The organism is Actinomycetospora sp. TBRC 11914, from assembly GCF_012933465.1.
Taxonomy (GTDB): domain Bacteria; phylum Actinomycetota; class Actinomycetes; order Mycobacteriales; family Pseudonocardiaceae; genus Actinomycetospora.
The window spans coordinates 168,169-185,816 of the sequence record NZ_JABBND010000010.1; the positions used below are offsets into that span (position 1 = coordinate 168,169).

The window sequence follows — 17,648 nt, forward strand, 5'->3', positions numbered from 1 at the left end:
GAGGACAGAAGCATGTTCTTCCCCAGACGGACGACCGTCGCCGTCGCCGCGTCCGCCGCGCTGCTCTCGCTCGTCGCGGCCTGTGGCGGCGGTTCCGCCTCGGACGGCGGCGGGGACGGCAGCGTCACGATCGGTGCGCTGTCGAACGGGGCCGCCCAGGAGTCGACGATCCAGGTCCCGACCGTCGACGCCATCCGCAACGAGCTGCCGCAGCAGATCCGCGACGGCGGCGTGCTGAACGTCGGGCTCGGACTGCTGCCCGCGGGCTCCCCGCCGCTCGGCTTCACCGGCACCGACGACAAGACGCTGACCGGCGTCGAGCCCGACCTCGCCCGCTCGATCGGCGCCGTGCTCGGGCTGAAGGTGAACCTCACCGACGCCACCTGGGAGAACATGTTCGTCGGGATCGACAGCGGCCGCACCGACGTCGGGATCTCCAACATCACCGACACCGAGGAGCGGAAGAAGAAGTACGACTTCGCGACGTACCGCCAGGACAACCTGGCCCTCGAGACGCTCGCCTCGAACCCGCTGACCTTCACGGGCGACCCCTCGGTGCTCGCGGGCAAGCGGATCTACGTCGGCGCCGGCACCAACCAGGAGAAGATCCTGCTGCAGTGGAAGGCGCAGCTGCAGGCCCAGGGCAAGGACATCGACGTCGAGTACTTCCCCGACAACAACGCCGTCGAGCTCGCGCTGGCCTCGGGGAAGATCGACGCCGCGTTCGAGCCGAACCCCGAGGTCGCCTACAACGTCACCCAGAGCGCGCACACCCCGACGCCGAAGCGCAGCGCCGGCACGTACTCCGGCGCCGGGGCGTCCCTGCAGGGGCTGATCGCCGCCACGACGAAGAAGGACAACGGCCTGGTCAAGCCCCTCGCCGACGCGATCAACTACCTCATCGCGAACGGCCAGTACCAGAAGGTGCTCGCGACCTGGAACCTCTCCAACGAGGCGGTGAAGACCTCGGAGATCAACCCGCCCGGCCTGCCGATCACCAACTCGTGAGCGTCCTCGACAACGCGGTCCGGGCCTCGCTGCTCGGTTTCGGCTGCGGCGCCGCACCCGCGACGCGGCGGTGCGCGTCCCGGCGTCCGCCGCCGCCTGACCTCCCCGGAAGGAGCCCCCGCGTGTCCGCACCTCGTCGTGCTCCCGCGAACGAGCTGCGGTGGGTCGACTACGCCGACCCGCTGGTGCTCCCGATGCTCCGTGAGCTCGACCAGGAGTACGGCCGGCGCTACGGGCACACCCTCGGCGACCTCGCCGAGGAGATGCGCCGCGAGCGGGAGCGCTTCGGGCCGCCCGACGGCGGGCTCGTCCTCCTCCTCGAGGACGGCGTCCCCGTCTCGGGCGGCGCCTTCCGCCGGTGGGACGCGGACACCGCCGAGCTCAAGCGCATCTGGACCGACTCCCGGCATCGCCGCCGAGGGCTCGCCGCGCGGGTGCTCGTCGAGCTGGAGCGCGAGATCGCCGCCCGCGGGTACGCCCGCATCTACCTCACGACGGGCTGGCGCCAGCCCGAGGCGCAGAACCTTTACCTGAGCACCGGCTACCGGCCGCTCTACGACCGTTCCCGGCCGCCCGAGGAGGTCGGCAAGCACCCCTTCGAGAAGCTCGTCGCCCGGGCGCCGTCGTGAGTGGGCACCGTGCGGGTCGCCGGCGGGTCTGGGAGCGCGCCGCGGCGTGATCAGGGTCCGGCGCGGCTGGTGTAGGTGTGGCCGGTCGGGGTGGTGGTGCGCACGGTGTGGGGGTGCTCGCCGTGCCCGTCGTGGATGGTCTCGACGGTCCAGTCGGGCATCTCGCGGGTGTAGTTGCCGCGGGCGCAGACCCCGCGGCCGTTGGCGAGGCTGGCGGGGCCGCCGGCGCGGGACTGGACGATGTGGTCGTGGTGGCGGATCGCCGCGTCGCAGAAGGGGTCCCGGCAGCGGCCGTGGTCGCGGAGGTCGATCAGCCGGGCGAGGAACCCGTCGAAGCGCCGCTTCTGGGGGTCGCCGCCGAGCAGGCCGCCGTGGGCGGGGTGGGCGAACAGCCGCCGCCACCACCTTTTCCCGCCGGTGGAGCGCAGCAGGTCGCGCACGATCCCGGCGGGTAGCGGCCCGTGGCCGACCAGCTCGCCGGTGGTGGGGCTGTCGGGGTCGAGCAGGGCGTCGAGGGGGAGCACGATCCCGACCTCGACATCCACGTCCTGGGCGCGGCCTTGTCCGGTGACTCGCTCCACGAGGGTGTCGGCGAGGATCTGGTCGCGGCTGCGGCCGTCGGTGTCGCCGGTGGCGATCAACGAGTCGGCGTGGCGGCGTAGCGCGGCGAGGCAGGCCACGCCTTGTTCGACGGGCAGCAGCGCCGAGAGGACGCTCATGGTGTCCGGGGCGGGGCGCACCGTGACCCGCCGGTCTTTGCGGGCGGTGCGGCCGCGGTGGGTGTAGCCGGCGGGGTCGGTCTCGTAGGCGGTCTTCTTCACCGTCGCTTCGGCCCGCCGGAACCCCAGCTCGTCGAGGCGAGCGCCTCCGAGTTGCTTGTCGACCGCGCGACGCGCTGCCGCGTCCAGGTGGGAGGTCTGGGCGACCACGGTCTCGGCCAGCCGCTCGCTGATCCGCCCGGCCGCCAGCAGCCCACGCACGTGGGGCAGGTCGGTGGCCAGGGCGCGGGCGATCGTGAGGCGCCGCGAGCCCTGCCACGGCGACACGTGCGCGGCCAGGGCGATCTGATCGGCGATGCCGGTGCCGAGTTTGCGCGGGTCCAGCCGGCCGGCGGCGATCTCGGCCTCGTGGGCGGCGACCTGGGAACCGGCGAAGGCGACCATCTCGGTGTGCTGCGCGGCGGCCAGCGCGGCGCGGGTCTGTTCCAGCAGCGCGATCCGGTCGATCCGTACCGCGTCCGGCACCGCATCGAGGCCGACGGCGAGCTCGCCGAGGCGCGCGAGCAGCGCGGCCAGCTCCGCGCTTACCGCATCACCCACTGCCTCGTTCGAACTCATGTTCGCACGGTAACTCAACCCCCCGACAACGACCCTCGAGCGAGCGGACCTCCGACGGCGCCGCCCGCGACCCGCCCGTGGCGATGTGACCGCGCCCACCGTGGGCCGTCGTCGCGGCCTGTGGCCCGGGCCCGTCCGCTAGCGTCGGTGATCACACGGGACGACGCCGGAGGAGGTGGCGGGTGGTGAACGCAGCCGTGCTGCGCCGTCACATCGACCTCTGCCGTACCTGTTCGGCGAGCTGTCCGCCCGCGTCCTGAACCCCGGCCGCGTCGCGCCCCTCGGCACCACGCCGCCCATGCGGTGACGGCCGCGCCACAGCACTCCCTTCCCATGAGCACGCATCCAGGAGGAGACGTATGTCCGACAACGTGTACAGCAAGACCGACATCGTCGGGAGCTCGGAGATCGGCGTCGACGACGCCATCCGCGGCGCGATCAAGCGCGCCTCGGAGACCATCGACGAGATCGGCTGGTTCGAGGTCACCGAGATTCGCGGGGAGGTCCGCGACGGCGAGGTCGGGCACGTCCAGGTGACCCTCGTGGTGGGCTTCACGCTGCAGGACACGAAGCCGTGACCGCGGCGGGCCCGCGGTTCGGGGTCTGGGCCAACGTCTACGGCAGCTGGGCGGCGCTGCGTCACCCCGAGGACCCGCTCGACGCGTCCTGGGAGCGCAACCAGCGCCTCGTGCTGCTCGCCGAACAGCTCGGCTTCGACTCGACGCTGGTCGCCCAGCACGAGGTGAACCCCTTCGGCGGCCACCTCGACCAGCTGGAGGCCTGGACCTCGTCCGCGGCGCTTGCGGCGCTCACCGAGCGGATCGAGATCATCACGGCGATCAAGCCGCTGCTCTACCACCCGGTCGTCCTCGCCAAGCAGGCGCTGCAGATCGAGGACATCTCGCACGGCCGATTCGCGATCAACCTGGTCAACGCCTGGTACAAGCCCGAGATCGAGCCCGCGGGCATCGCGTTCCCGGAGCACGACGAGCGCTACGCCTACGGCGCGGAGTGGCTGACGATCGTGCGCGGGCTGCTCGCCGGCGAGGAGGTCACCTTCCACGGGCGCTACTTCGACGTCGACGGCTACTCACTGCGGCCGCGCGACCGGTTCCGCGAGCGGCCGACGATCTACGTGGGCGGCGAGTCCGATCCGGCCAAGGACCTGGCCGCCGACCAGGCCGACGTCTGGTTCCTCAACGGCCAGCCGCCGCACGAGATCGACCGGCTGCTCGCCGAGGTCGGGTCACGGGGCCGGGACGGCGCGGTCCGCACCCCGTTGCGGATCGGCCTGGCGGCCTTCGTGATCGCCCGGGAGACCGACGAGGAGGCCGAGGAGGCGCTGGCGCAGGCCTGGCGCTACGCGGCCCAGGACGAGCCCGAGCTCACGCACCTCTACTCCAGCGCCGATCCGAAGGCGGTGATGTTCCAGACGTTCCAGAAGTACCCGGCGATCGGCACGAACGGCGGCACCGCGGCCGGGCTCGTCGGGTCCTACGGAAGGGTGGCCGAGCGCATCCGGGCGTTCCACGCGCAGGGTGTCGAGCTGTTCATGCTCCAGTTCCAGCCGTTCGAGGCCGAGATGGCGCGTTTCGCCGAGCACGTCATCCCGCGCGTGCGGCGTGCCGCGGTGCCGGCCTGACGCGAGCGGCCGAGGGGGCCGACCGCTGTCGGAACGACCGAGTCGCCGCGACTCGGTCGCTCCGCCGCGGCCTACCGGCCGACCGAGGACGGCTGCGGCGACCGGTTCCGCAGCAGCACCCCGGCCAGCGCCGCCGCCTGCTCGCGGATCTCCGGCACGGCCGTCGTCTCGTAGAGGTCCCCGCGCCGCGTCGTGCCGAGGGTGAACACCCGGCGCGCGCGGCCGTCGACCGGGACCAGCGCCCCGTCGTCGTCGGTGTCGAAGCCCAGGCCCGTGGGGTGCGGCCGGGCGTCGCCGACGCGCACCAGGGCCGCCACCAGCGGGTCGTCCACGGCGGTCACGTCCTCCTGCGCCCCGATGCAGGACACCACTCGATCGGCGTGCACGGTCTCCTCGGCGTCGTCGGGACCGGCGAACGTCACCGCCAGCCCGTCGCCCGCGGCGTCGATCCGCGTCACCGACGCCGCCCGGACCTCGAGCCGGCCCGTGTCGCGCAACCGGCCCAGCTCATCGGCCACGGACGGAGCCATCCGGTGGCGGTGCACCTCCCACGTGCGGGCGTGCTCGGCGAGGAACCGGTCGCGGTCGGCCGCCGGGAACGAGCGCCAGATGTCCTGGACCGCGGGGCGCAGGCCGTCGACGACGTCGCGCCAGCGGTCCGGCGCGCGCGCCACCCGGTCCTGGACGGCCCGCACGACCTCGGCGAGGGACATGCCGGGCGAGACCGGTGGGTCGACCGGCTCGCCCCGACGCCAGGAGTGGGCGCGGGGGAGCAGACCCGAGCGGGAGACCGCCAGCAGGCGGGTCCGCGGGTCGCGTCGGCCGAGCGAGAGCGCGGCGTCGACCATCGTCAGCCCGGTCCCCACCAGCACGACCGAGTCGGCCGGGCGGTCGTCGGACTCCAGGGCGCCCGACCACGGGTCGACCACCAGCCCGGGGTGCTCGGCGCCCGCGTCTGTCAGACCCGGCAGCCGCGGCGACGGGAACGGGCCGGGCGCGAGCACGAGGTGCCCGGCGTCGACGGTGCGCCCGTCGGCGAGCTCCACCCGCACGCCGTCGGTGCCGGTGACGGCCCCGACGGCGCGGGTCGACTCCACGTCGACCGTCACCAGCGACGGGTCGGCGGCCGCCCGGACGTCGCGCAGCGTCTCGGCGAGGTAGGCACCGAACGACCAGCGCGGCGCGAACTCGGCGTCCCGGGCCGACGTGGCCTCGGCGTCGACGCCGCGCGCCTCCAGCCAGGACGGGAAGTCCTGGTGGGCGGCGTCGAGCGAGAGCGTGTCGGCGGGGACGTTCAGCCGGTGCCACGGGCGCTTCGTGGCGTACGCGACGCCGTGCGCCGTCGGGCCGTCGCCCACCCACGTGATCCGCAGCGGCGTCCCGCCCGCCGCGTCACCACGCACCAGGTCGATGACGACGAGGGTCCCCGCGGCCCCGTTGCCGACCACGACGACGTCGGCGGCGCTCACCGGGCGGCCTCGTCGACCGTCCGCCGACGGCCCGCGATCGCACCGAGCAGCGTGCGGGTGAACTCGTGCCGCGGGTCGTCGAACAGGTCGGCGGTGGGCCGCAGCTCGACGAGCCGACCGGCCTGCATCACTCCCACCCGGTGGGCTACCCGCCGCACGACGGCCAGATCGTGCGAGATGAACAGGTAGGCCAGCCCGTCGCGCTCCTGCAGCTCGCGCAGCAGCTCGAGCACCTGGGCCTGGACGGAGACGTCGAGCGCGGAGACCGGCTCGTCGCAGACGACGAGGTCGGGGGACAGGGCGAGCGCCCGGGCGATCGCCACCCGCTGGCGCTGCCCGCCGGAGAGCTCCACCGGCCGGCGCTCCAGCACCGCCCCCGGCAGCGCCACCCGGTCCACCAGCTCGGCGGCCCGCGCGGCCTGCTCGACGCCGCTGCCGACCCGGAACGCCCGCAGCGGCTCGGTGATCACGTCCCGGACGCTGAAACGGGGGTCGAGCGAGGCGTAGGGGTTCTGGTAGATCAGCTGCGCACGCCGGCGCAGCCGCCGCCACTCCTCCCCGCGCACCGCGGTGACGTCGACGCCGTCGAGGCGCACCTCGCCCGCCGTCGGCTGCTCGAGCCGCAGCAGCAGCCGGGCCGTCGTGGACTTCCCGGAGCCCGACTCGCCGACCAGCGCCAGCGTCTCGCCGCGGCCGACGGTGAAGGACACGTCGTCGACCGCCCGCAGGGTCCCGCGCCGCCAGGACCCACCGGAGCGCGGCAGCGGGAAGTCCTTCACCAGGCCCCGGACCTCGGCGACCGGCGTCGGCGAGGGGTCGGGCGCCGGTGGCGGCGCCACCGCGTCGACCGCCAGTCCCGGCGCGGCCGCGAGCAGCCGGCGGGTGTACGGCTCCTGGGGGTCGGCGAGGATCGCCGCGGTCGGCCCCTGCTCGACGATCCGGCCCTCGGACATCACGACGATCCGGTCGGCGCGGTCGGCGGCGACCGCGAGGTCGTGGGTGATGAGGAGCAGGGCGCTGCCGGTCTCGGCGCGCAGCGCGTCGAGGCGGTCGAGGATCTGTCGCGCGACGGTGGCGTCGAGGGCGCTGGTGGGCTCGTCGGCGATGAGCAGGGCCGGGTCGGCGGCGATGGCGACGGCGATCAGCGCCCGCTGTCGCATGCCCCCGGACAGCTCGTGGGGGTACTGGCCCGCGCGCACCGCCGGATCGGGCAGCCCGGCGCGTTCCAGCAGCTCCACGGCCCTGATGCCCGCCGTGCGGCGGTCCGCGAGCTGGTGGGTCCGCAGCACCTCGGCCACCTGCGGCCCGACCTTCTGCACCGGGTTGAGCGACACCGTCGGGTCCTGGGGCACGAGGCCGATCCGCGCGCCCCGGATCCCGCGCAGGCGGCGCTCACCCAGGCCGGTGAGGTCCTCCCCGCCGAGCTCGACGCGGCCCGCGCGCACCGTCCCGTTGGCGGGCAGCAGGCCGATGACGGCCTGGGCGAGCGTGGACTTGCCGGAGCCCGACTCGCCGACGACGGCCACCACCTCACCCGCGGCGACCTCGAGGTCGATCCCGCGCACCGCGGGGATGGTGCGTCCGCGGGCCCGGTAGTCGACCTCGAGCCCGGACACGGTCAGCAGGTCACTCATCGCGCCCGCCCCCACTCGCCGTCGAGGGCCCGGGAGATGCGGTTGACCGACAGCACCGTCGCCGCGATCGCCACGCCCGGGATGGTGCACAGCCACCAGGAGGTGGCGAGGTAGTTGCGGCCCTCGGCCACCAGCGAGCCCCACTCCGGGGCGGGCGGGGGTGTCCCGTAGCCGAGGAACGACAGCGAGGACACCGCGAGGATGGCCAGCCCGAACTCGAGCACGGCCAGCACCGTGACCGGGCCCGCCGCGTTCGGCAGCACGTGGCGGCCCAGCGACACCCACCAGCGGGTGCCCACCGACCGCGCCGCTTCGACGTAGACCGAGCTGCGCACCCGCAGCGTCTCGGCGCGCATCACCCGCGCGAAGCTCGCGACGCTGGCGATCCCGACCGCGATCGCGACCTTGAACGTCCCGAACCCGAGCGCGGTGATGAGCGCCAGCGACATCAGGATCGGCGGGATCGAGAGCATGACGTCGACGACGCGCATGAGCACCTCGTCGACCCAGCCGCCCGCGAAGCCGGCGAGCAGGCCGATCAGACCGCCGACGACGAGCGCGACGGCCACGGCGACGACGGTGGCCTCGAGCGAGAGCGAGGCGCCGTGCACCAGCCGCGTCCACTCGTCGCGCCCGAGGTAGTCGGTGCCCAGCCAGTGCCCCGGGGTGCCCGGCGGGCGGAGCTTGACCTCGGGCACCGCGAAGTCCGGGTCGCCCGGCGCCAGCAGGCCCGGCACGAACGCCGACAGCAGCACGAACACGATCACCAGGGCCGACCCGACGAGGCCGGGGCGCTGCCGCAGGAAGCGCCCGAGCCGCGCCAGCCGCTCCCGGCGGCCCTCGGTGGACGGCGCCGGCGGTGGCGGGGGTATCGGGTCGGCGCGTTCCGGCCCGCGGTCGAGCAGCTCGGTCATCGGGTCTCCCCTCCACCCACGACGGGGCTCACGCCGGGACCGCCGTGGCGATCCGGGGGTCCAGCAGCGGGTAGACGAGGTCGAGGACGAGGTTCACGACGACGAACACGACCGCGGCGAACAGCACGACCCCCTGCACCACCGGGATGTCCTGCACCCCGACGGACGAGACCGTCAGCCGCCCGAGCCCGGGCCGGGTGAAGACCGTCTCGACGACGACCGAGCCGGCCAGGAGCAGGCCCGTCACGTAGCCGAGGACGGTGAGCGCCGGGATGAGGGCGTTGCCGAGCGCGTGGCGCAGGTGCACCGCGCCCGCGCCGACGCCCTTGGCCCGGGCCGTCGTCACGTAGGGCTCGTCCAGCGCCTGGCCCATGCTCTTGGCCAGCACCTGCGCGATCAGCGCCCCGGGCGGGAGCCCGAGCGTGATCGCGGGCAGCACCAGCGACTGCGGCCCCCGCGCGCCGACCGAGGGGAAGAGCCCCAACCGGAACGAGAAGAGCTGGACGAGCATCAGCCCGACCCAGAACACCGGCAGCGAGACCGCCAGCGAGGGCAGCGCCATGAGCACCTGGGAGAGCCAGCGGATCCGGGTGTAGGTCGCGACGAGCGCGACGACCGCCCCGAACACGACGGCGAACGCGAGCCCGCAGAGCGCGACCTGCAGCGTCGGGGGCAGCGCGTCCGCGATCGCGCCGCGGACGGTCTCCCCGGTGGCGAACGACGTGCCGAGGTCGCCGTGGAGCGCCGCGGCCAGCTTGTGCCCGTACTGCACGATCAACGGCTGGTCGAGCCCGTAGCGGTGCCGCAGCTCGTCGAGCTGGGCCGCGGTCACGGGCTGACCGTCCGACGACCCGGCGGCCATGGTGGCCACCGGGTCGCCGGGCAGCAGGTAGAGCACCACGAACGACACCGTGAACGCCGCCCACAGGACGAGGACGGCGAAGCCGAGCCGCCGCAGCAGGTAGGGCAGGCTCACGACGCCGACTTCCAGGTGTCGTGCAGCTGCACCCGGGCCGACGCGTCGAACGCCACGTCGTGCGCGTTCGGTCCGACGCCGAGGGTGGTCGTCAGCTCCACGACCGGCACGACGAGGTGCTGGCTCGCGATGACCTGCTGGGCCTGCGCCGAGATCTGCGCGCGCCGGGCCGGGTCCACCGCGGCGGCCTGGCCGAGGAGGAGCGCGTCCAGCGGGCCGGGCGGGAAGCGGTAGTAGTTCGCCCCGCCGCTCCAGTACTGCGCCCGCAGGATGTCCGGGTCCGCGCGGGTGAGGTTGCCCCACAGCGCGGTGAACTGTCCGCTCTGGGAGATCAGGGCGACGTCGGAGATCTGCTTCTCCTGCAGCTGGAGGTCGATGCCCACGCCGCGGAGCTGCTGCTGGAGCAGCTCCACCGCCGGCTTCACCGTCGAGAGGTTCTGCGCGAAGGCCAGGGGGATCGTGAGTCGCTGGCCGCCCTTGGTGCGGATGCCGTCCGGCCCGCGCACCCAGCCGTCGGCGTCGAGCTCGGTGTTCGCCCTGGCCGGGTCGAACCCGAGCAGCGCCGACTGGTCGGCGTAGGTCGGGGTCGTGGACGCGAGCGGGCTGGTGGCCGCCTTGGTCTGCGAGGTGAAGACCGCCGAGACCAGCTCCGGTCGGTTGATGCCGAGCGAGACCGCGTCGCGCACCGCCTGGTCGGCCACCAGCGGGTTCGACAGGTTGAACGAGATCCCGAAGGGGATGCCCGGGTTGGCCCGCGACGGCAGCGCGTCGCCCGCCCCCTGCAGCGGCTGCTCGTCCTGCGGGCCGATGCTCGCGATCGCGTCGACCTCGCCGGACTGCAGGCTGCCCGTGCGGACCCCGGACTCGGGGACCACCCGGAACTCGGCGCGGTCGAGGTAGGCCTCACCGGGGTGGCTGAACAGCGAGGAGCCCCACGAGTAGCCGGGCCGTTTGACCAGCACCGTGTTCTGGTTCTTGACGTAGGACTGCAGCACGAACGGGCCCGACCCGACGACGCCGGCGCAGCGCTGGTCGTCGGTCTTCGCGACGCTGGCCGGGGAGAGCAGGCCCAGGCTGTGCGTCGACGTGCCCTGCAGGAACTGCACGTTGGGCTGGGCGAACCGGACGGTGAACTGGGTCGGGCTGGTCACCGTCGTGCCCTGGTACCCGGCGAGGTAGCCCTTCGGCAGGGTCCCGCGCGCGCCGAGCGAGGGCACCCGGTCGAAGTTGGCCTTCACCGCGTTCGCGTCGACCGGGGTGCCGTCGGAGAACGTGGCGCCCGGCCTGAGGGTGAACGACCACTCGGTGGCGGTCGCGTTCGACGACCACGAGGTGGCCAGCCAGGGCACGATCGCCCCGGTCCGCGGGTCCTGGTCGGTCAGCGAGTCGACGATCTGGCGCAGCGAGTAGATCGAGTCGTTGCTCTGCACCTGCTGCGGGTCGACGCAGCCCTGGTCGCTGGAGACGGCGAAGATCAGGTCTCCGCCGGGACGCGGGGGACCGGCATCGGCCTCCGAGCCGGAGCCGCCCCCACCACAGGCGGTGAGGGTCAGGGCCGCCGTCGCGACGAGGGCGGTGAGGGCGAGGGAGGTCCTCACGAGGCCGCCACCTCCGCGGCGGACCGGGGCTCGCCGAAGCGGGACGGCGGGGCGAGCCCGAGGTTCTCCCGCAGGGTCCCCTCGGCGTACTCGGCGCGGAACACGCCGCGCTCCTGGAGCAGCGGCACCACCCGGTCCACCACCTCGTCGAGCCCGGACGGGGTGACGTGCGAGCCGAGGATGAACCCGTCGCAGGCGTCGGCCTGCACGTAGCGGTCGATCTCGTCGGCCACGTGCTGCGGGGTGCCGACGAACACGGCGCGGTCGAAGACCTGCTTGACCACCTCGCGCAGCGACAGCGCCCCGTCCCGGCCGATCTCCCGCCAGGCCCTCGCGGTGGCGTGGGCGTCCTGGGTCAGCGGGGCCCGGCCGCGGATCCACTTCGGCGCCTCGGGCGTCGGGTCGAAGTCCGGGACGGGGTCGTCGGGGTCGTACCAGGACAGGTCCTGGTTCCAGATCATCTCGGTGAGCACGATCGCGGTCTGCGGGTCGACCTGGCGGTCGTGGATCACGGCGTGCCGCTCCCGGGCCTCGGCGTCGGTGTCGCCGAGCACCACCGCCGCCGAGGGCAGGATGCGCACCTCGTCGGGGTCCCGGCCCGCCGTCGCGACGCGCGCCTTGACGTCGTCGTAGAACGCGCGGGCCTCGTCGAACTTCTGGTACCGCGAGAAGATCGCGTCGGAGCCGGCGGCGGCGAAGTCCCGCCCCGCGGGCGACTCGCCGGCCTGCAGGATCACCGGGTGCCCCTGCGGGCTGCGCGGGGTGGTGAACCGGCCGGCGATGTCGAACTGGTGGCCGTGCACGGCGAAGTCGCCGACGTGGCCGTCGCGCAGGAACCGCCCCGACGCCGGGTCCGCGACGATCGCGTCCGACCCCCACGAGTCCCACAGGGCCCGGACCGCGGCGAGGGTCTCGCCGGCTCGCTCGTAGCGCTGGTGGTGCGCGAGGTAGCCGCCGCGGCGGAAGTTCTCGCCGGTGTCGGCGTCGGAGCTCGTCACCACGTTCCAGGCCGCGCGGCCGCCGGAGAGGATGTCGAGCGTCGCGAACCTGCGGGCCAGCTCGTAGGGCTCGTTGAACGTCGAGTTGATCGTGCCCGCGAGCCCGACGTGCGAGGTGACGGCGGCCAGCGAGGCCAGCACCGTGAAGGTGTCGGGCCGGCCGACCACGTCCTGGTCGAAGACGGCCTCGCCCCGGGTGCGCAGCCGCAGGCCCTCGGCGAGGAAGAGCAGGTCGAGCTTGCCGCGCTCGGCGGTGCGGGCCCAGTGCTCGAAGGACGCGAAGTCGATGTGGCTGCCCGACGCCGGGTCGCTCCACACGGTGTCGTGGTTGACCCCGGGGAAGTAGGCGCCGAGCACGATCTGCTTGCGACGCTGCCGTGGCTGGTTCACGCGACGCTCCCCACGTAGCGGCTGGCCGGACGGGCGAGGCCGAAGCGCTCGCGCAGGGTGGGCTCGGTGGCGGCGGTGCGGAACGCGCCGCGGCGCTGCAGGTCGGGGACGAGCCCGTCGACGATTCGCTCGAGGTCGGTCGGCAGGACCGCGGGCCGCAGCCGGTAGCCCTGCAGGCCCGCGTCCCGCCACGCGAGCAGCAGGTCGGCCAGCGCGGCCGGCGTCGTCGCGACGATCGCCGCGTCACTGGTCAGCGGGTCGACGGCGTCGAGGCGGGCCAGGCGCTCGCGGGCCGCGTCCTCGGTGTCCTCGAGGACGACGACGAGGTCGCCGAGCACCCGGAGGGGCTCCCCGGTGCGCCCGACGTCGCGCTCGGCGGCCCGGGCCTGCTCGACGATCGCGGTGGCCTCCGCGGCGTCGTGCGGGGTCACGAGGAGGACGTCGGCGGCCCGGGCGGCCAACCGGTAGGGCTCCCACCCGTGGCCGAGGGCGACGACCAGCGGCTGGCCCTGCGGGGGCCGCGGGACGATCGAGGGACCTCGGACCGAGAACCGCTCGCCGGTGAAGTCGACGTGGTGGATCCTCGCGCGGTCGACGAAGCGGTTCGTGGCGTCGTCGCGGATCTCGGCGTCGTCCTCCCAGGAGTCCCAGAGGCGGCGCACCACCTCGACCGCGTCGGCGGCCTCGCCGAAGAGCTCGGCGACGAGCGCCCGGGCCTCGGGGGTGTCGATCGCGTCGCGGCGCAGCCCGGGCACGGCGCGCCGCCCGAAGTGCGCGGCCTCGTCGGGGCGCACCGACGTCTGCACCCGCCAGCCGGCCCGACCGTGGGAGTCGTGGTCGAGGGTGGCGAGCGCCGAGGCGACGTGGAACGGCTCGGTGTGGGTGGTGGTCACGGTCGGGACGAGCCCGATCGCGCTGGTCAGCGGCGCGAGGAACGCGGCGATCAGCTCGGCGTCGAGCCGGCCGGCCACGCGGTCGGTGCGCCGGTCGGGCTCGGCGAGGTGGTCGCCGGACTGCAGTCCGAGCGCGTCCTCGATCGTGACGAGGTCGAGCAGGCCGCGCTCGGCGATGCGGGCCAGGTCGGTCCAGTACCCGGGGGTGAACAGCTCGGCGGGGCGTGCGCCCGGCTCGCGCCAGGCGGCGGGGTGCCAACCGGCGCCGTCGAGGGCGACCGCCAGGTGCAGGCTCCGACCAGGGGTGTCCGCGGTGGACATGGGTGACCGCTTCCTGCGGCGCGGGGCCGCGCGGTGGAGGAGGAGAGGTGGGTGCTGAGAGGTCGTCAGGCCGGACACGCCGCGCTGACGACGCGCAGCAGGTCGACGTGCCTGCGATAGCTCCCGCGGTGCGCGGTGCGCGGTGCGGTCACGCGGACCGTCTCACGCATCGCTGCCTCCGTCGCTCCGGCCGGGCGCGGCCCATCCGTCGCCGGCCGAGCGGAACTGTAAGGACGTCGACCCGTGAGGTGTCAACCGTTCGTGTCGTGCCAGTGACCCACAGCTCTCGGCTCAGCGGGCGCGCCGCAGCCGGGAGAGCACACGGCAGCCCAGCTCGTGGTGCGCCTCGAGGGTCGCCGCGTCGAGCAGGGGGTGCTCCGCCGCCGCGACCTCGTGGACGGCGGCGGCCACCGGGTCGACGACGGGCACGACGACGGCGAGGAGGCAGCCCAGGGCGGCGGGGTGGCGGTCCGCGGGTGGTTCGCCGGCGCCCCCGCCGAGCGATTCCACCGCGGCGCCGAGCGTGCCCTCCCTCGTCCGCCGGGGATGGGTCAGCTGGGCGGCGGCCTGGCCGAGGACGGCGAGGTCGGTGGTGTCGACCCGCAGCGCCCGGAACGCGACGACGTCGCGGCGCCCCGGGCCCGGCCAGGTGCCGGGCTCCCGCCCCAGTGCAGGACGCAGCGCGACCGCGAAGCGCTGCAGCGCGCGGAAGGCGATGCGGCGGGCGAGCGGGACGGGGAGCCCCGGCCCCACGACGGCGTGCACCGGCAGCGTGGCGGGGTCGACGGCGGCGGCCAGGCGGATGGCGCGGTCCGCGTGGGCGTCCTCGGCGCGGCCGCAGGCCACGAGCACCCGCTCCGCGGCGCCCAGCAGCGCCGCGACCTCGGGCACCGCCGGGGCGAGGTAGGCCGCGGTGGTCCGCCCGTCCGGCGTGGCGGTCGACGGGTCGCGGCGGGGTCGGGAGGAGCTCATCGGGCAGCCGTTTCGGTGGGGCGCCGGGTCCGCCCGCCGACGCCGGCGTCGGGGCGGGGCCACGGGCACGGAACGGACGGCCTCGAGGCGGCGTGTCCCACCCGGGCGGTGCGGTGCCGGGGGGGCGGGCCGCGCCGGGGCCGCGTCAGGAGCGCGGGCGGCGGGGAGCCGGGCGACAGCTGGTCGCGTCCACACGGCACAGGTCGACGTGCAGACGTCGCACCAGCGGCCGGCGGGGGGTCACGGACCTACTCGTACCGCATCGTGCTCACGGCCACCAGGGTTCGCCCGCTTCGACTCCAGCACCGCCGACGGGTGCGGCGGGTCCGCCAGGGCGGCCACGGCCTCGGCCCAGGCCGGGTCGCCGGGGCGGAGCGTGCTGCGCAGGAAGGCCCAGGTCGTGCGCTGGACGACCGCGACCCGCTCCGGGTCCTCGTCGGTGGTCTCGGCCGCCTCGTAGCCCGGGATCCCGCCGAGCGAGTGCTCCCCGCCGACGAGGGTCAGCAGGCTCCGGGCACCCGGGCTGTACCGGTAGGGATCGGTGAGCCAGTCCGCGCCGCGGGTGGTCAGTGGGCTGACGTCGGCGTCCCCGGCCACCACCAGGCACGGGGTCCGCAGGTGCGCGAAGACCGGGTTCAGCCAGGGCATCGCCTCGATCACCCCGGGCCGCAGGTCGGCGCCACCCCGACCCGCCGTCGCGAGGAGCACCCCGGCGCCGACGCGGCCGTCGGCGAGGTCGATCTCCGTGCCGTCGACCGGGTCGGTCACCCGCAGCCCCAGGAGCACTCCCGCGGTCTGGCCGCCGAAGGAGTGCCCCGCCACGGCGACGCTGCCGTGGTCGACGCGGCCCGGCAGGCCGGGCACGGCGCCCTCGAGGCGGTCGAGGTCGTCGAGGATCCGGAGCATGTCCTCCACCCGGTGGCGCCACAGCGTCGGCTGGCGGGGGTCGTGCGGCGCGAGGCCCACCGTGCGGGAGTCGAGGTGGGTGGGCTGGACCACGACGAAGCCGTGCGCGGCCCAGAAGTCGACCAGCGGGCCGTAGGCCCGCGACGACGAGCCGAAGCCGTGCGAGAAGAGCACGACGGGCAGGTCCCGCCCGGTCACCGGCGCGGACACCCGCACCTCGAGATCCACGCCCCGTGCCGGCGACTCCAGCGTCAGCGGCCCGACCGACACCACGGGCGCCCCCGTCCCGACGCGCCCGGTCCTGGTGCTGCTCCCGGTCGTCTCGACGGCCGGCTCGACGTCGTCCACGGCGATCCGCGACATCGGTGTTCCTCCTGGTTCCCCTCGGTGACCACGTCACCTAAATTCACCGGGCATGAGCAGGGAAGACGGCACATCCGGGTCAGGTGGTGACGTCGAGGTGACCACCCGGCGACGGGGAGACCTGTTCTCCCCGGAGTGCCCGACGCGACAGGTGCTCGACCGGGTCGGCACGAAGTGGACCTCGATGGTGTTCGAGGTGCTCGCGGCCTCCGGCGAGGTGCGGTTCTCCGAGCTCCGCCGGCGCATCCCCGGGGTGTCGCAGAAGATGCTCTCCTCGACGCTGCAGAGCCTCGTCCTCGACGGGCTGGTCGCCCGCCGGGTGGAGGACACGGTGCCCCCGCGGGTCCACTACCGGTTCACCGAGCTCGGGGCGTCGCTCGAGGTGCCGCTGGCCGCCCTGCGGGCCTGGGCCGAGGACCACGCGGGCGAGATCGACCGCCACCGCACCCGCGCGGGCTGACCTCACACCGGGCGGCGTGGTGAGGCGCGAGGCGCCGACCGGGTCTTGGCCGCGCCGGGCCGCGTGGGGAACACTCGTCGTCGTGGACGCATCCCGGCTCATGGCTCGACGCCTGCACGTCGACCTGTGCCGCACGCCGTCGATGGGCTGTCGCCGCCGCTGAGGCCCGCCCCCCGGGGCGCCCGTCTCGCCGCAGACACCCGACCCCGACGATCGGCCGTGAGGCCGAGGAGTGGCGATGCGCGACACCTTCAACCTCGAACACCTGCGCACCGTGGTGGCGATCGCCGACCTCGGGGGCTTCGGCCGGGCCGCCACCGCCCTGCACCTGAGCCAGTCGGCGGTGAGCAAGCACGTCCGCCTGCTCGAGATGGCGGTGGGCGGGGTCCTGCTCGAGAAGCACGGCCGCGGCGCCCGGTTCACGGCCACCGGGGAGCTGGTCCTCGACGAGGCGCGGCGCCTGCTGGCCCTCAACGACGAGGCCATGGGCCGGCTCGCGGTGCGAGCGACGACGCCGCTGACGGTCGGGATGGCCGAGCACGTCGCCGACCGGACGCTGACCGACCTGCTCGGTGCGCTCCGGGCCGGGTTCGCCCCGCGCACCGTACGGTTCCGGATGGACCGGTCCCCGCGGCTGGTCGATTCGGTCGGGCGCGGCGAGACCGACCTCGCGTTCGTGGTCGCGGCGAACGCCGAGGCCGTCGGCCGCGACCTCGGCACCCTGGCCCTGCACTGGTACGCGGGCCGCCGCGCCGAGCCCTCCGACCCGGCGGCCCCGTTCCCGCTGGTCGCCTTCGAGGACCCCTGCGGGCTGCGCGACGCCGCACTGCGCGCCCTGGCCGAGGAGGGCCGCCGGGCCGAGGTGGTCGCGGAGTCGTCGTCGTTCTCGGGGGTGGTCGAGGCGGTGCGGGCCGGCCTCGGCGTCGCGCTGCTGCCCACCGCGGCCGGGGTGCCGCCCGGGCTGGTGCGCCGGGGCGACCTGCCCGACATGGGGTCGGTGCCGTTCCGGCTGCTCACCCGCCCGGGGCTGGACGCGCGACTCGAGGAGACCGCCCTGGAGGTGGCCGGCGGGTTCGCGTCGGTGCTGACGCCGCCGTTCGCGCTCCCGCGTCCCGCCGCCGCCCGCGCCTCGTAGCGG

At 74.8% G+C, this 17,648-nt stretch carries 16 protein-coding genes; 6 read left to right on the forward strand and 10 right to left on the reverse strand.

Features of this window, described 5'->3' with window-relative positions; genetic code table 11:
- The first annotated feature begins 12 nt into the window (after positions 1–12).
- Together HH311_RS17050 and HH311_RS17055 are read left to right on the forward strand one after the other, a co-directional pair.
- On the forward strand, positions 13–1,008 hold the full coding sequence (locus tag HH311_RS17050; RefSeq protein ID WP_169184866.1) for an ABC transporter substrate-binding protein: 996 nt from the start codon (positions 13–15) through the stop codon (positions 1,006–1,008).
- Between the two features lie 122 nt (positions 1,009–1,130).
- Positions 1,131–1,637, forward strand: coding sequence for a GNAT family N-acetyltransferase (locus HH311_RS17055; RefSeq protein WP_312030209.1), 507 nt, complete (start codon positions 1,131–1,133; stop codon positions 1,635–1,637).
- Between the two features lie 50 nt (positions 1,638–1,687).
- On the opposite strand, the gene HH311_RS17060 is transcribed toward HH311_RS17055, so the two are convergent.
- Entirely contained in the window at positions 1,688–2,974 is a 1,287-nt protein-coding gene (locus tag HH311_RS17060) for a DUF222 domain-containing protein (RefSeq protein WP_169184867.1), read from the reverse strand.
- Between the two features lie 359 nt (positions 2,975–3,333).
- Between HH311_RS17060 and HH311_RS17065 the strand changes: the two genes are divergently transcribed.
- Positions 3,334–3,552: a dodecin gene (locus tag HH311_RS17065; protein WP_169184868.1), complete on the forward strand. Its 219-nt coding sequence runs from the start codon at positions 3,334–3,336 to the stop codon at positions 3,550–3,552.
- The gene (locus HH311_RS17070; protein ID WP_169184869.1) at positions 3,549–4,616 is read left to right on the forward strand and encodes an LLM class flavin-dependent oxidoreductase; all 1,068 of its coding nucleotides are present in this window, start codon (positions 3,549–3,551) and stop codon (positions 4,614–4,616) included. The genes HH311_RS17065 and HH311_RS17070 overlap by 4 nt, the downstream gene beginning before the upstream one ends.
- Positions 4,617–4,687: 71 nt before the next feature.
- Here HH311_RS17070 and HH311_RS17075 read toward each other — a convergent pair whose 3' ends face one another.
- The 9 genes from HH311_RS17075 to HH311_RS17115 all read right to left on the reverse strand — a co-directional run bounded on the left by HH311_RS17075 (position 4,688) and on the right by HH311_RS17115 (position 16,050).
- Positions 4,688–6,085, reverse strand: a complete 1,398-nt coding sequence (locus HH311_RS17075) for an FAD/NAD(P)-binding protein (RefSeq protein ID WP_169184870.1) — start codon at positions 6,083–6,085, stop codon at positions 4,688–4,690.
- Positions 6,082–7,719: an ABC transporter ATP-binding protein gene (locus tag HH311_RS17080; RefSeq protein WP_169184871.1), complete on the reverse strand. Its 1,638-nt coding sequence runs from the start codon at positions 7,717–7,719 to the stop codon at positions 6,082–6,084. Before HH311_RS17080 ends, HH311_RS17075 begins: the two co-directional genes overlap by 4 nt.
- Positions 7,716–8,633: an ABC transporter permease gene (locus HH311_RS17085; RefSeq protein WP_169184872.1), complete on the reverse strand. Its 918-nt coding sequence runs from the start codon at positions 8,631–8,633 to the stop codon at positions 7,716–7,718. The genes HH311_RS17080 and HH311_RS17085 overlap by 4 nt, the downstream gene beginning before the upstream one ends.
- A gap of 28 nt (positions 8,634–8,661) precedes the next feature.
- A complete protein-coding gene (locus HH311_RS17090) occupies positions 8,662–9,603 on the reverse strand; it encodes an ABC transporter permease (RefSeq protein ID WP_169184926.1) in 942 nt (313 codons plus the stop codon).
- 2 nt (positions 9,604–9,605) lie between these two features.
- On the reverse strand, positions 9,606–11,207 hold the full coding sequence (locus tag HH311_RS17095) for an ABC transporter substrate-binding protein (protein WP_169184873.1): 1,602 nt from the start codon (positions 11,205–11,207) through the stop codon (positions 9,606–9,608).
- Positions 11,204–12,595, reverse strand: coding sequence for an NtaA/DmoA family FMN-dependent monooxygenase (locus HH311_RS17100; protein ID WP_169184874.1), 1,392 nt, complete (start codon positions 12,593–12,595; stop codon positions 11,204–11,206). The genes HH311_RS17095 and HH311_RS17100 overlap by 4 nt, the downstream gene beginning before the upstream one ends.
- Positions 12,592–13,809 carry an LLM class flavin-dependent oxidoreductase gene (locus tag HH311_RS17105; protein WP_169184875.1) on the reverse strand — a complete coding sequence of 406 codons (1,218 nt, stop codon included), beginning with the start codon at positions 13,807–13,809 and terminating at the stop codon, positions 12,592–12,594. Before HH311_RS17105 ends, HH311_RS17100 begins: the two co-directional genes overlap by 4 nt.
- Before the next feature lie 291 nt (positions 13,810–14,100).
- A complete protein-coding gene (locus tag HH311_RS17110; RefSeq protein ID WP_169184876.1) occupies positions 14,101–14,781 on the reverse strand; it encodes a hypothetical protein in 681 nt (226 codons plus the stop codon).
- Between the two features lie 240 nt (positions 14,782–15,021).
- Positions 15,022–16,050 carry a chlorophyllase/cutinase-like alpha/beta fold protein gene (locus HH311_RS17115; RefSeq protein WP_169184877.1) on the reverse strand — a complete coding sequence of 343 codons (1,029 nt, stop codon included), beginning with the start codon at positions 16,048–16,050 and terminating at the stop codon, positions 15,022–15,024.
- 97 nt (positions 16,051–16,147) lie between these two features.
- On the opposite strand from HH311_RS17115, the gene HH311_RS17120 reads away from it, so the two are divergent.
- Together HH311_RS17120 and HH311_RS17125 are read left to right on the forward strand one after the other, a co-directional pair.
- The gene (locus HH311_RS17120; RefSeq protein ID WP_312030210.1) at positions 16,148–16,510 is read left to right on the forward strand and encodes a helix-turn-helix domain-containing protein; all 363 of its coding nucleotides are present in this window, start codon (positions 16,148–16,150) and stop codon (positions 16,508–16,510) included.
- Positions 16,511–16,748: 238 nt separating this feature from the next.
- A complete protein-coding gene (locus HH311_RS17125) occupies positions 16,749–17,645 on the forward strand; it encodes a LysR substrate-binding domain-containing protein (protein ID WP_169184879.1) in 897 nt (298 codons plus the stop codon).
- Positions 17,646–17,648: the final 3 nt, after the last annotated feature.